The following is a 13,652-nucleotide window of genomic DNA, read 5'->3' as shown; positions in this document are numbered from 1 at the left end:
CGCGGGACGTCCGCGACGTGTGATGTTAGGTCCGGTCGTCGAAGTTAGTCGTTGGCTTCCGGCGGCAAGAAGTTCACTTCATGCTCGGCAGAGACGCGGACGATGGCTTCGATGTCGCTCATATTGTGCAATTGCTTGAACAGGGCTTCGAGCTTCTGTGTCGGTGAGACCCAGAACAGCGCGCGAGCCGGTTTGTCCGACTTGTTGAAGTAGCCATGCGGAATGCCGCGGGGCAGACGGACGAGGTCGCCGGCATGGGCGCGGACCCACTGACCGTCGAGCTTGAGGTCGAGAATACCCTCCTGCACCAGGATGAATTCTTCCTGGGTCGGATGGATATGCACCGGCACGAACTGGCCGGGATCGCTGTTGGTCTCGAAGGCAAAGGTGGAGTCGGTCACGGCCTTCGGGAAATAGACCTGTCCAAGGATATTCCACGTGGTGCCGTTATATCCCGTGCCGTTCTGGGTAATGCCTTTTTCAAGTGCCGCCATGGTCCTGCTCCCTTGGGTTTCACGTCTGCAAGGATGCTGCGTGACCTCGGGGCCTGTCTCTAGCCGTTGAACGAATCCGCTATCCAAACGACGAAATAATTACCGGCGCAGGCGAGGGCGCGCGGCCACGCTGCGCTGCACACTCATCTTTGGAAGACGCCGGCCTGCGCATTCGTTGTGCAGCACGGCAATATTTGCGGCGCGGTGCTGGCTATGCGGCGTGATGCGACATGGATAGTCTAGGCTTCAAATAACGCAGGCGATCGGACCATGGTGTTGGACGCAGCCGTATCGAGGAATGCCCAGCCGGCCCGCGCCGCAAGGCTTGCGGCGTTCTCTCGTGTTTTCACCAGGGATATCGACGAGGCTGCCGACTCGATCGGGCGCATCTTCTGTCCGCATGCGCTGGATCCCTTGCAGCGCTCCTGGCCGGATTTTCACGCGCTCCATAACTGTGCCGCGTTCGATGGATTCTCCGTGAACTATGTCTCCTATGGTGGCTCGGTGTCGATTGATCCCGGCTGCCTCGATCGCTTTTTTCTGCTGCAGCTACCGCTGCATGGCGGTGCCCGGATCAATACCGGCGGACGAACGATCGAGGTGTCGGCAGAGCGTTCCGCGTCCTTGCTGTCGCCGACCATGCCGACAAAGATGGTCTGGCAGGACGATTGCGCCAAGCTGATCCTGCTGGTCGAACGGCGGCTGGTAGAAGAGCGCGCGGCGGCTCTGGCGGAGACATCTGGTGCTGTGATCGAGTTCGATCCGCAGGTCGATCTGAATACGCCGTTCGGTCTCGCGATCAGGTCCCAGATCGAATACCTCGTCGATCTGGCGGAGCACCGTGGACCCGGTCAGCAGATCTCGCCCATGATGGCGGCGACCCTGCGTGATTCTGTGATTGGACTGTTGCTGACCGGCCAGCGACATACGCTGACCGGTGCCATCGACCGCTCCCCGGCGCGCCTTGGTCCGCTGCCGTCAGTGCTGAGAAAGGCACGGGACTATCTTGAGGCTCATGCCACTGAGCCGCTCGATCTCGATCGGCTCGCGCGCGCAGCTGGCATCGGGATACGTTCGCTGCAGCTCGGCTTCCAGAAGCATTTCGGCATGTCGATCTCCGATGCGCTGCTGGATATCCGGCTAACGCATTTGAATGCGCGGCTGCTGCGGGCGGCGCCGGGCGAGCGCGTTATTGATATGGCCTTCGATCTTGGCTTTACCCATCCGAGCCGGATGGCCAGCTTCTACCGCGCCCGCTACGGTGAGAGCCCGTCGGATACGCTCCGCCGCAGCCGCTAGCAGCATGGCCTGCCTGTTTCTTGCAAAAGCTTGAAGTCTAAAATAATATCCAGGCAGGCTCATGGAGAGCCTGCGGAAGGTGACGCATGTCCGGATTGTCTCGCTCCTCCCACGCTCTGGTGACCGGCGGCGGCCGCGGCATCGGCCGCGCCATTGCAGCATCGTTGGTGCAGGCCGGCGCGACCGTCACCGTCCTGGGCCGCAATCTTGCAGTGCTGAACGAGGTCGTTGCCGCTGGTGACGCGCACCATGCGATGGCCGCCGACGTGTCCGATCAAGCCGCGCTGAATGCCGCGATTGCGGATGCCGCGAAACGCCAGCCGATCGATATTCTGGTGGCGAATGCGGGTGCTGCGGAGTCTGCGCCATTCGTGAAATCGGATGCAGCACTGTTCCAGCGGATGATGGACGTTAATTTCATGGGCGTCGTCTATGCAACGCAGGCTGTGCTGCCGGATATGGTCAAGCGCAAGAGCGGCCGCATCGTTGCGGTGGCTTCGACGGCTGGCCTCAAGGGCTACGGCTATGTCAGCGCCTATAGTGCAGCGAAGCATGCTGTCATCGGTCTCGTGCGCTCGGTGGCGCTGGAAGTCGCGAAAAGCGGTGTCACCGTCAACGCAGTGTGCCCAGGCTTTACCGAAACCGATCTGCTGGAAGGCAGCATCGACAACATCATGAGCAAGACCGGCCGTACGCGCGAACAAGCTGTTGCCGAATTGGCGAAGCACAATCCGCAGGGCCGTCTGGTGACGCCCGGCGAGGTCGCCGATGCCGTGTTGTGGCTGTGCGGCACTGGCGCCAGTTCCATCACCGGCCAGAGCATCGCCGTCGCTGGCGGCGAAGTCTGATCGAACCGCAACAACAAGAACCGAACAAATTACCGGGAGCCAATATGTCAGTCATGGTCAAGAACAAGGTCGCCAATCCCGTCACGCTGCCGCTGGCCGAGTTCAAGCCTGAGCATTTCCTGCTGGCGGTGGCCGATGGCATCGCGACGGTGACGCTGAACAGGCCGGAACGCAAAAACCCGCTGACCTTCCAGAGCTACCGCGAACTGACGGATTTCTTCCGCGCTTGTGCGATGGATGACGACGTCAAGGTCGTGGTCGTCACCGGTGCCGGCGGCAATTTCTCGTCGGGCGGCGACGTGTTTGAAATCATCGGCCCCTTGATCGAGATGAATACCAAGGATCTCACGGCCTTCACGCGCATGACCGGCGATCTGGTCAAGGCGATGCGCGCCTGCCCGCAGCCGATCGTGGCGGCCGTGGAAGGCATCTGCGCGGGCGCCGGCGCGATCATGGCGATGGCGTCCGACATGCGTTTGGCGGCGACCGGCGCTAAGGTCGGTTTCCTGTTCAACAAGGTAGGTCTCGCCGGCTGCGACATGGGCGCTTGCGCAATCCTGCCGCGCATCATCGGCCAGTCCCGTGCGTCGGAGCTGCTCTATACCGGCCGCTTCATGACGGCCGAGGAGGGCGAGCGCTGGGGCTTCTTCAGCCGTATCGTCGCGCCTGCAGAGGTGCTGAGCCAGGCGCAGACACTGGCCAGGCAGATTTCCGAAGGCCCGACCTATGCCAACACCATGACCAAGCGCATGCTGTCGATGGAATGGGCGATGTCGGTGGAAGAGGCGATCGAAGCCGAGGCGGTGGCGCAGGCACTGTGCATGACCACGGAGGATTTCGCCCGGGCGTTCCATGCCTTCGCGAACAAGCAGAAGCCGAAGTTTGAGGGTAATTGAGACACACGCACCGTCGTGCCCGGGATTGACCCGGGCATCCATCTTTGGCGGCAATGCGGGTGGTAAGATGGATGGCCGGGTCAGGCCCGGCCATGACAGAGTTTCAACAAGTCGCCTCGCGCGGGCGCGAGCAATTTCAAGATGCACCGCGCCGACTGACAATTTGATGTGCATCAAAGCTGGCGAATTGCCGGTTTGTCAGGCTTGCCAGGAATTGTTTTAGGTTTAAAATATCTCCATCCAGGCACGACTGCGGAGGCTGTCATGAAGATCGCGATTATCGGTGGCGGGCCGGCGGGCCTCTATTCTGCGATCCTGCTGAAGAAGCAGCGCCCGCAGGCAGAGATCACGGTCTATGAGCGCAACCGCCCTGACGATACCTTCGGTTTCGGTGTGGTGTTCTCCGACGCCACCCTCGATAATTTCGAGAAATACGATCTTCCCAGCTATCAGCGCATCACCCAGGAATTCGCTTACTGGGACGATATCGCCGTGCACTTCCGCGGCACTGTTCACCGCGTCGGCGGCAACGGCTTCTGCGGCTGTTCGCGCCGCACGCTGCTGATGATCCTGCAGGATCGGGCCCGCGAGCTCGGCGTCCATCTGCTGTTCGAGGTCGATATCACCGACGAAGCACGTTTCGCCGATGCCGATCTGATCGTACTGGCTGACGGCATCAACAGCCACTTCCGTAACAAGTATATCGAGCACTTCGCGCCCGAGGTGGATTTGCGCTCGAACAAGTTCACCTGGATGGGTTCGACCAAGCCGCTCGATGCCTTCACCTTCCTGTTCCAGGAAACCGAGTGGGGTCCGTTCATCGCCCACGCCTATCAGTATGAGGCTGGCCGTTCGACCTGGATCTTCGAAACCGATCCTGAAACTTTCAAGCGCGCCGGCCTGGAAGGCCTCGGCGAGCAGGAATCCGCCGATCGGATGCATGAGATCTTCAAGTGGTTCCTCGGCGACCACAAGCTGCTGATCAACCGTTCGATGTGGCGCAACTTCCCGATGATCCGCAACAAGCGCTGGGTCAAGGACAACATGGTGCTGCTCGGTGACGCCAAGGCGACGGCACATTTTTCCATCGGTTCGGGCACCAAGCTCGCCATGGAAGATGCCATCGCGCTGCATGATGCGATGGCGAAGGCGCCCACTGTCGAGGCCGGGTTGCACGATTACGAACACGGTCGCCGTGAGGAGGTCGAGAAGATCCAGCATTCAGCGGATGTGTCGCTGGTCTGGTTCGAGCACGTGGATCGCTTTTGGGATTTCGACCCCGTGCAGTTCGCCTTCGGCGTCATGACCCGCGCAAAGGCGATCACCTACGATAACCTGACGCTGCGTGCGCCGGACTTCGTCAAGGAAGTCGACAAGTCGTTTGCGCAGAAGGTGCAGGCGCAGGGCTTCGACGTCGATGTCGATAAGCCGGAAGTGCCGATGTTCCAGCCGTTCAAGATGCGGGATATGGTGCTTGCCAATCGCGCCGTAGTGTCGCCGATGTGCATGTATTCGGCGGAAGAGGGTGTGCCGAACGATTTCCATCTGGTGCATTACGGCTCGCGCGCCATCGGCGGCGCAGGTCTCGTCTTCACCGAAATGGTCTGCGTCGGCCGCGACGCGCGCATCACGCCTGGCTGTGCGGGACTTTGGACCGACGAGCAGGAAGCGCAGTGGAAGCGCATTGTCGATTTCGTGCACAACACGTCCGCCGCCAAGATCTGTCTGCAGCTCGGCCATGCCGGCCGCAAGGGCGCGACCAAACTGATGTGGGACGGCATGGACCGTCCGCTCGCCGATGGCGCATGGGACATCGTCTCGGCGTCGCCGCTGCCTTACTATCCGGACAGTCAGGTGCCCGCGGAAATCGATCGCGCCAGCATGGATCGTGTGAAGGCGGAGTTCGTCGCCGCGGCCATCCGCGGCGAGCGCTGTGGCTTCGACATGCTTGAGATGCATACGGCCCACGGCTATCTGCTGGCGAGTTTCCTGTCGCCGCTCACCAACAAGCGCACCGATGAATATGGTGGCTCCCTGGAGAACCGTCTGCGCTTCCCGCTCGAAGTGTTCACGGCGATGCGTCAAGCGTGGCCGGCACACAAGCCGATGTCGGTACGTTTCTCGGCGACCGACTGGGCCGAAGGTGGCAACACCGGTGACGATGCGGTGCAGATCGCCCGCGCCTTCGCCGAAGCCGGTGTCGATCTCGCCGATATCTCGACAGGCCAAACCGTCAAGGAGTCGCGTCCGATCTACGGCCGCATGTTCCAGACGCCGTTCTCGGATCAAGTCCGCAACGAGGCCCGCGTTGCCACTATGTGCGTCGGCAACATCACGTCCGCCGATCAGGTCAATACGATCCTGGCCGCCGGCCGTGCGGACCTCGTCGCGCTTGGTCGTCCGCACCTGACCGACCCGTCCTTCACCATCAAGGCGGCCGCCTGGTATGGTGCAAAGGATGCCTATTGCCCGCCACAATATATGCCCGGCAAGGATCAGATTTTCCGCAACAGCGTCAGGGACAAGCAGGATTTCGAAGACCTGAAAATTAAGGCTAAGCCGAAGACCCGCGCCGAGATGCGGGCGGAGGCCGCCAAGCCACTTGCGGCTGAATGACTGGGCATGCGAGTTTATTGATCACAAACGTAGGATGGGTAGAGCGAAGCGAAACCCATGACTGCGGCGCGTATCGTTGATGGGTTTCGCAAGGGCTCTACCTATCTTACGGCATTGTATCGAGTGGAGTTGAGCTGATGAAAGCAATCATCGTGGGCGGCGGCGTTGGCGGTCTGACCACCGCCTTGATGCTGCGGGCGCGGGGCATCAATTGCGAACTCTACGAACAGGCTGACTCAATCCGCGAACTCGGCGTTGGCATCAACACGCTGCCACACGCGATCCGCGAACTCGCTGGTCTCGGTCTGCTCGATCGCCTCGATGCGGTGGCGATACGCACCGATGAGCTGCATTATCTCAACCGTCACGGGCAGGAAGTCTGGCGCGAGAAGCGCGGCTTCGGCGCCGGCCATGACGTGCCGCAATTCTCGATCCATCGCGGCCGCCTGCAGAGTGCGATCCATCGTGCGGTGGAAGAGCGCCTTGGCGCCGAGGCGATTCACACCGGTCGTCGCCTGGGTCACTTCACGCAAGACGAAGGTGGTGTCACCGCTTATTTCTTCGATCGCAATAACAACCATGTCGAAACCGCGCGCGGCGATATCCTGATTGGCGCTGACGGTATCCACTCCAAGGTTCGGAGCACGCTGTTCCCGAATGAAGGACATCCGGTCTGGAATGGCCTGATGCTGTGGCGCGGTGCGCGCGATTGGCCGGCCTTCCTGACCGGAAATTCGATGATCGTCGCCGGTGGTCTCCATGCCAAGGTTGTGGTCTATCCGATCGCCGAGGGTGAGACGCCGGGCAACCGGCTGACCAACTGGGCGGTGCTGGTGAAGACCGGCGAGGGTGGCACATTGCCGCCGCGCCGCGAGGACTGGTCACGCCCCGGCAAGCGCGACGAATTGATGCCGCATGTGGCGCGTTTCAATGTGCCGCATATCGACGTGCCCGCGCTGATCACGGCGACGCCGGAATTCTGGGAGTATCCCTGCTGCGACCGCGATCCACTGCCATACTGGTCAGGCGGCCGCGTCACGCTGCTTGGTGACGCCGCACACCCGATGTATCCGGTCGGCTCCAACGGCGCCTCGCAGGCGATCCTCGATGCGCGCGCGCTGGCCGACTCGCTGGCCCATGCCGAACATCCGCGCCAGGCGCTGATGGCCTATGAGCGCAAGCGCCTGCCGATGACCGCGGAGATCGTGCGCTCCAACCGCCGAGGCGGTCCGGAAGGCGTGATCGATGCTGTCGAGCAGATCGCGCCGGATGGCTTCGACAATGTCGAGAACGTTCTGAGCTACGCGCAGCGTGAAGCGATTGTGAAGGGCTATGCGCACAAGGCTGGCTTTGCTGCGCAGCCCGGGCTAGCGGTGGTGAACGGCTGATCCAACCGCTACACGCGCGATCAAGTTGATACGAAAATGGCCGGGCTTTGCCCGGCCATTTTGCGTTGGTGTCTGAAGCTAAAAGCGCCGCGCCTTACGCGCCGGGAGGCGGCGGCAGGAAGTGGATGTTGTATTCGGCGGCGAGCGCCACCACGTCCTCGGGCTTCTGTTCCTTCATATTGTGGATCGCCCAGAACAGGTCATAGAGCCGGCGGCTCGGCGAGACCCAGAACAGCACCTTCGCGTTCTGATCGGACTTGTTGAAGATGCCGTGCGGAATTCCGCGCTGCAGGCGCACCAGATCGCCCGGCGTGGCCGAAGTTTCGGAGCCGCCGAGGAAGAAGTCGAGCTTGCCTTCGAGAATGTAGAGATACTCATCCTGGTCGGGATGGATGTGCGGCGGCACGAAGGTGCCGGGCGGGAAAGTGGCGTGCCACGAGAACGAATCCTCGGTGCAGTTCTTCGGCACATAGGTCTGGCCGAGGATGTTCCAGGTGATGCCCTGCATGCCTTCATTGGCGCGGGTGATGCCGGCGATCTCGGTCTTCATGGTTGGTCCTTCCTTGGGTCACGCATTACGACGCGTCGGGTGGTACTCGAAAACAGTTGATCAAACGTGGAGGAAACGGTCCTTCACGGTGGAGTCGCTCTTCAGTTGCTCGGATGTGCCGGTCCACACGACGCGGCCCTTTTCGATCACTACATGACGATCGGCGAAGCCGGCGAGCGCATCGACATTCTTGTCGATGACCAGAATGGACTGACGCTCGGCCTTGAGCTTCTTCAGGCAATTCCAGATCTCAAGGCGAATGAGCGGGGCGAGGCCTTCGGTGGCCTCATCGAGAATGAGCAGCTTCGGATTGGTCATCAGCGCGCGGCCGACGGCCAGCATCTGCTGCTCGCCCCCCGACAACTGCGTGCCGAGATTGCTGCGACGTTCCTTGAGGCGCGGAAACAGCTCGTAGATCTTGTCCAGCGTCCAGCGTGCCGGCGGATGCCGCACGGCGGCGGTGGCAACCAGGTTTTCCTCGACGGTCAGCGTCGGGAAGATCTGGCGGCCCTCGGGCACGAGACCGATGCCTGCCTGGGCGATGCGATAGGACGGCAAACCGCCCATCGGCTTGTCGTCGAAGGTGACGGTGCCGCCGGTCGGATGAATCAGGCCCATGATGGCGTTGATCGTGGTGGTCTTGCCCATGCCGTTGCGGCCGAGCAGGGTAACGACTTCACCGGCATTGATGGTGAGCGAGATATCGAACAGCACCTTGGCCGCGCCGTAAGCCGCCTGGAGATTTGAGACTGAGAGCATCAGGCGGCCTCCTCGCCGAGATAGGCGGCGCGCACTTCCGCATTGTCACGAATGCTCTGCGGCGAACCGGACGCAATGATGCGGCCATAAACCAGGACCGAGACCCGGTCAGCCAGCGCGAAGACGGCGTCCATATCGTGTTCGATCAGCACGATGGGAAGCTCCTTGCGCAGCTCCTGCAACGTGTTGATCAGTCGCTGCGATTCATCGTGGCTGGTGCCGGCGAGCGGTTCGTCGAGCAGCAGCAGCTTCGGCTTTGCAGCCAGCGCAATGGCGATTTCGAGCTGGCGTTTCTCGCCATGCGACATCTGCCCGGCCGGCACGCCTGCGCGAGCGGCGAGGCCGAAGCGCGACAGCAGGGTCATGGCGGTGTCGTTCAGCGCCGGCTCCTTGGATGCATTGCCTAAGAAACTGAAGCTCGAGCCGCTGCGTGCCTGAACAGCGATGGCGACATTCTCCAGCGCCGAGAAGCGTGGCAGGATCGAGGTGATCTGGAACGAGCGCACCAGGCCCATCCGCGCGCGCTCCGCCATCGGCAAACGCGAAACGTCCTGTCCATCGAAGATGATACGGCCGGAGTCTGATTGTGCATGACCGGAGATCTGGTGGATCAGCGTGGTCTTGCCGGCACCGTTGGGGCCGATGATGGCGTGCAACTCGCCGGCTTCGATGTTCAGCGACACATCGTCGGTGACGCGTAGCGCGCCGTAGTTCTTGCAGATGTTCTGCAACTGAAGCGGAGCGTTACTCATAATTTGCTCCCGAACAGGCCGGTGATGCCCCCGCGTGCATAGAGCACAACGAGAATGAGAATGGGTCCGAAGATCAGCGCCCAGTTTTCCGTGTAATGCGACAGGATGTCCGCCAGCAGGCTGAATACGGCTGCGCCGATGATTGCGCCATGCAGCGAGCCGAGGCCGCCAAGGACCAGTACGAAAATCAGGTCGCCGGAGCGTTGCCAGGCCGTATAGGCCGGACTGACAAACTCAGTCTGGTTGGCAAGCAGAAACCCGGACACGCCGGCGATCATGCCCGCAATGACGTAGGCGGTGAGCTGATAACGATAGGGCGCAAAGCCGATCGCTTCCATGCGCACGGGATTCTCGCGAATGCCGCGTAGCACCCGACCGAAGCGTGACGCGACGATGGCGCGGAGCAGCAGATAAGCGCCGAGCAGCACGCCGAAGGCGACGTAATACATCGCCACATCGTTCTTCAGGAACTTCGAGCCGAAGAACATGCTGCGCGATGCCAGTGTTAGCCCGTCGTCACCGCCATAGGCAGCCAGCGAAGTGCCGAGGAAGAACAGCATCTGGCCGAAAGCCAGCGTGATCATGATGAAATAGACGCCCTTGGTCCGCAGCGAGATTGCGCCTGTGAAGAGAGCGAAGATGAGCGAGACACCGAGCGCCACCGCAAGCTGGATGAAGCCGTCGGTGATGCCGTGGCTGGCGAGGATCGCAACACTGTAGGCGCCGAGGCCGACATAGGCGGCATGGCCGAATGAGATCATGGCGCCGTAGCCGATCAGCAGATCGAGCGACATGGCGGCCAGCGCCAAGATCATGATGCGTGTGACCAGCGCGAGGATGAAGCTCTGCGATCCCCACAGCGCCGAGAGCGGCACCAGGGCAAAGATCGCGAAAACGATCAACGGTAGTACATAGGCCCGGCTGGCACGCGGCGGCGTTGCGAGGGCAGGCGAAGCGGGGGTGTCGAGGTCGACGAGATTGTTCATGGTCTGCTCCCGTTATTGCTTGGACGGGAACAGGCCGGATGGCCGGAAGAACAGCACCGCAGCCATCAGGATATAAATCAGCATCGGCGCAATGGCGCGGCCGGTCTGGCTGGCCGCCGAGGGATCGAGCAGCAGCTTGAGCAGCGTGGGCGCGAAGAAACGTCCGAGCGTATCGACGAGACCGATCAGCAGGGCCGCGATGAAGGCACCGCGGATCGAGCCGATGCCGCCGATGACGATCACCACGAAAGCAAGAATGAGTACGTTGTCGCCCATGCCGGGCTCCACCGAGAGGATCGGTGCAACCATGGCGCCGGCGAAGCCCGCGAGCATGGCGCCGACGCCGAACACGATGGTGAACAGCAGGCGGATGTTGACGCCGAGCGCGGAGACCATGGCAGCATTGCTGGCGCCGGCACGCACGAGCATGCCAAGCTTGGTCTTGTTGACGACGAGATACAGCGCGAGGCCGACAGCAAGACCGACGGCGATGATGACGAGACGCCACACCGGATAGAGCATGCCGTCGGTGATCTCGACAGCGCCCGACAGCGCGTCAGGAATTGAAACATTTAGCGGCGCAGCGCCCCAGATATATTTCACGGCCTGATTGAGGAAGATGATGACCCCAAAGGTGGCGAGCACCTGATCGAGATGGTCGCGATCATACAAATGTCGAAAGATCAGGACCTCCAGCAGGAGCCCGAAAATCAGGGCTGCTGGTAGCGCCAGTGCGAGGCCGGCGACGAAACTTCCTGTCATGGCGGTGAAGGCGGCGACCAGATAGGCGCCGACCATGTATTGCACGCCATGTGCAAGATTGATGAAGTCCATGACGCCGAACACCAGCGTGAGGCCGGCGGCGATCAGGAACAGGATCAATCCGAACTGCAGGCCGTTCAGGATCTGGACGAGGGCAAGCGTGAGGGTCATCAGATAACTTGGTTTCTATACTGAGATAAACACGGGCCGATAAAACACCGGGCCGTCCCGCCTTCGCGGCAACGGCCCGGTGATGAGTGATCGCCAGGGCGATTACTGCGCAGCGCAGTCCTTGGCGTAGCGATCGCCGTAGTTCGAGAACACCTTCTCGACGATCTCGGTCTGGAACTTGCCGTCAGCGCGCTTGGCCACCTTGGTCAGGAAGAAGTCCTGAACGGGATAGCCGTTGTTGCTGAACTTGAAGCCGCCGCGGATCGACGGGAAGTCGGCCTTCTTCATGGCTGCAGCCACCTTGGCCTTGTCCGAGAGGTCGCCCTTCACGGCAACGACGGCGCTATTGATCAGCATGGCCGCGTCATAGGACTGGAAGGCGTAGGTTGCCGGCACGCTGTTATAGGCCTTCTCGTATTCTGCCACGAACTTCTTGTTCTGCGGAGTGTCGAGGGTCGGTGCCCAGTTCGAGCCACCGAACATGCCGATCGCCGCGTCCTGCTGCGCCGGCAGCGTCGATTCATCGACGGTGAAGGTCGACAGGAACGGAATGCGGTCGAGCAGGCCGGCCTGCTTGTACTGCTTGACGAGGTTCACGCCCATGCCGCCCGGCATGAAGGTGAGCACGGCGTCAGGCTTCATCGATGCGATCTTGGAGAGCTCGGCCTGGAAGTCGAGCGTGCCGAGCGGGATGAAGGATTCCTCAAGGATCTCGCCCTTGAAGTCCATCTTCACGCCGGCGACGAAATCCTTGCCGGCCTGATAGTTCGGGGTCATCAGATAGATCTTCTTGTAGCCACGCTTCTGGGCGACATTACCGAGGATCTGGTGGATCTGATCGTTCTGATACGACGTCACATAGAAGTACGGATTGCACTCCTTGCCCGCGTAGCTCGACGGACCGGCATTCGGCGAGATCAGGAAGGTCTTGTTCTCGGTGACCGGCTTGTGGATCGCACCCAGGATGTTGGAAAAGATCGGGCCGACCACGAAGTCGACCTTGTCGCGCTCCAGAAGGCCTTTGACCTTGGTGACGGCGACGTCCGGCTTGAGTTCGTCATCGACGACGATGACTTCGACATCCTTGCCGCCCATCTTGCCGCCGAGATCCTTGACGGCGAGGTTGAAGCCGTCGCGCGCCTGCTGGCCGAGCACGGCACCGGCGCCCGACAGCGACACGATCACGCCGACCTTGATCTTTTCCTGCGCCATGGCCGGGATGGCCGAAACGCTCATCATCAGGGCGGCCAAACCGGCCAGTTTGAAAGACTGCTTCATTAACTTCTCCTCCACTCGGCCGCGACAGGCAGCCGAAAAACGTGCCAACCCAGAATTCTGTTCTTTTGCCTAGATTATGCTCACGACGGGCGCAGCCGCAAGCAATGTAAATGACCTCCAGGCGTCAGAAATCAGCCGAATACGCTATGCAAACCGTAGGCCAATTTATTTGAACCTTAAAGAAATATTCAAAATCGACGGCGGTCAAGGCTGCGGCGTTTTGGCTTGCGGTCGGACGGAAATTCCTTGAAGGTCAAAGGATCGGTATGGGGCGGTACGAGATTGTGGATTGCCGGTCTCTCGGCCGCCGCAGGAGCTTCAAGCAGGTAAGATTGCATCATGATTCTCGATTCCGAGACCAAGGCCGTCGAACTTCCCGATGATCACGGCGACGAACTGCGCCTGTGGCTCCGGCTCTTGACCTGTACGACCTTGATCGAGGGCGAAGTCCGCAGCCGCTTGCGCGAGCGCTTCGATGTCACGCTGCCGCGCTTCGACCTGATGGCCCAGCTCGACAAGGTGCCCGACGGTATGACCCTGTCGGATGTCTCGAAGCGGATGATGGTGTCGAACGGCAACGTGACCGGCCTGGTCGAGCGTCTCGTGGAATCCGGCCACGTTGATCGCCGCACCTCCGACACCGATCGTCGGGTGCAGGTGATACGGCTTACCAAACTAGGCCGCGCCGAGTTCCGCAAGATGGCCGAAGAACACGAGACTTGGATCGCTGAAATCTTCACGGATCTGGCGCCGAAGGATGTCCGCGAACTGATGCGTTTACTGGCCAAGACCAAGGCTTCTGCGCAGAAAGCGGCGCAAAAGGCAGCGAACGGCAAGGTGCCGTAAACGCGAC

Annotated in this window: 13 protein-coding genes; 6 read left to right on the top strand and 7 right to left on the bottom strand. The window is 61.2% G+C overall.

The window, feature by feature from the left end; translation table 11 throughout:
* Positions 1-44 precede the first annotated feature (44 nt).
* Positions 45-494, bottom strand: a complete 450-nt coding sequence (locus tag HP556_RS12835; RefSeq protein ID WP_175367248.1) for a cupin domain-containing protein — start codon at positions 492-494, stop codon at positions 45-47.
* A gap of 270 nt (positions 495-764) precedes the next feature.
* Here HP556_RS12835 and HP556_RS12830 point away from each other — a divergent pair, with 270 nt between their 5' ends.
* The 5 genes from HP556_RS12830 (at position 765) to HP556_RS12810 (ending at position 7,541) form a co-directional block, all read left to right on the top strand.
* Complete coding sequence (locus HP556_RS12830) at positions 765-1,793, top strand: AraC family transcriptional regulator (protein ID WP_175367247.1); 1,029 nt, start codon at positions 765-767, stop codon at positions 1,791-1,793.
* Positions 1,794-1,879: 86 nt separating this feature from the next.
* Positions 1,880-2,641, top strand: coding sequence for an SDR family NAD(P)-dependent oxidoreductase (locus HP556_RS12825; protein WP_175367246.1), 762 nt, complete (start codon positions 1,880-1,882; stop codon positions 2,639-2,641).
* A 53-nt stretch (positions 2,642-2,694) separates the two neighbouring features.
* Entirely contained in the window at positions 2,695-3,537 is an 843-nt protein-coding gene (locus HP556_RS12820; protein ID WP_175367302.1) for an enoyl-CoA hydratase family protein, read from the top strand.
* Between the two features lie 264 nt (positions 3,538-3,801).
* On the top strand, positions 3,802-6,153 hold the full coding sequence (locus HP556_RS12815) for a bifunctional salicylyl-CoA 5-hydroxylase/oxidoreductase (RefSeq protein ID WP_175367245.1): 2,352 nt from the start codon (positions 3,802-3,804) through the stop codon (positions 6,151-6,153).
* 137 nt (positions 6,154-6,290) lie between these two features.
* Entirely contained in the window at positions 6,291-7,541 is a 1,251-nt protein-coding gene (locus HP556_RS12810; RefSeq protein WP_175367244.1) for a flavin-dependent oxidoreductase, read from the top strand.
* A 94-nt stretch (positions 7,542-7,635) separates the two neighbouring features.
* Here HP556_RS12810 and HP556_RS12805 read toward each other — a convergent pair whose 3' ends face one another.
* The 6 genes from HP556_RS12805 to HP556_RS12780 all read right to left on the bottom strand — a co-directional run bounded on the left by HP556_RS12805 (position 7,636) and on the right by HP556_RS12780 (position 12,799).
* Positions 7,636-8,091, bottom strand: a complete 456-nt coding sequence (locus tag HP556_RS12805; protein WP_089267419.1) for a cupin domain-containing protein — start codon at positions 8,089-8,091, stop codon at positions 7,636-7,638.
* A 60-nt stretch (positions 8,092-8,151) separates the two neighbouring features.
* Positions 8,152-8,850 carry an ABC transporter ATP-binding protein gene (locus tag HP556_RS12800; RefSeq protein WP_175367243.1) on the bottom strand — a complete coding sequence of 233 codons (699 nt, stop codon included), beginning with the start codon at positions 8,848-8,850 and terminating at the stop codon, positions 8,152-8,154.
* Complete coding sequence (locus HP556_RS12795; protein WP_175367242.1) at positions 8,850-9,602, bottom strand: ABC transporter ATP-binding protein; 753 nt, start codon at positions 9,600-9,602, stop codon at positions 8,850-8,852. The genes HP556_RS12800 and HP556_RS12795 overlap by 1 nt, the downstream gene beginning before the upstream one ends.
* Positions 9,599-10,588, bottom strand: a complete 990-nt coding sequence (locus HP556_RS12790; RefSeq protein ID WP_175367241.1) for a branched-chain amino acid ABC transporter permease — start codon at positions 10,586-10,588, stop codon at positions 9,599-9,601. The genes HP556_RS12795 and HP556_RS12790 overlap by 4 nt, the downstream gene beginning before the upstream one ends.
* A 12-nt stretch (positions 10,589-10,600) precedes the next feature.
* Positions 10,601-11,521, bottom strand: a complete 921-nt coding sequence (locus HP556_RS12785) for a branched-chain amino acid ABC transporter permease (protein WP_175367240.1) — start codon at positions 11,519-11,521, stop codon at positions 10,601-10,603.
* A gap of 102 nt (positions 11,522-11,623) precedes the next feature.
* Positions 11,624-12,799, bottom strand: coding sequence for an ABC transporter substrate-binding protein (locus tag HP556_RS12780; RefSeq protein ID WP_093760644.1), 1,176 nt, complete (start codon positions 12,797-12,799; stop codon positions 11,624-11,626).
* A 339-nt stretch (positions 12,800-13,138) separates the two neighbouring features.
* Between HP556_RS12780 and HP556_RS12775 the strand changes: the two genes are divergently transcribed.
* On the top strand, positions 13,139-13,645 hold the full coding sequence (locus HP556_RS12775; RefSeq protein ID WP_170849792.1) for a MarR family winged helix-turn-helix transcriptional regulator: 507 nt from the start codon (positions 13,139-13,141) through the stop codon (positions 13,643-13,645).
* Positions 13,646-13,652 lie beyond the last annotated feature (7 nt).

The sequence above is a fragment of the Tardiphaga robiniae genome (assembly GCF_013359755.1).
In the GTDB taxonomy this organism is placed as follows: Bacteria; Pseudomonadota; Alphaproteobacteria; order Rhizobiales; family Xanthobacteraceae; genus Tardiphaga; species Tardiphaga robiniae.
This window is presented reverse-complemented; position numbering and strand designations above follow the sequence as displayed.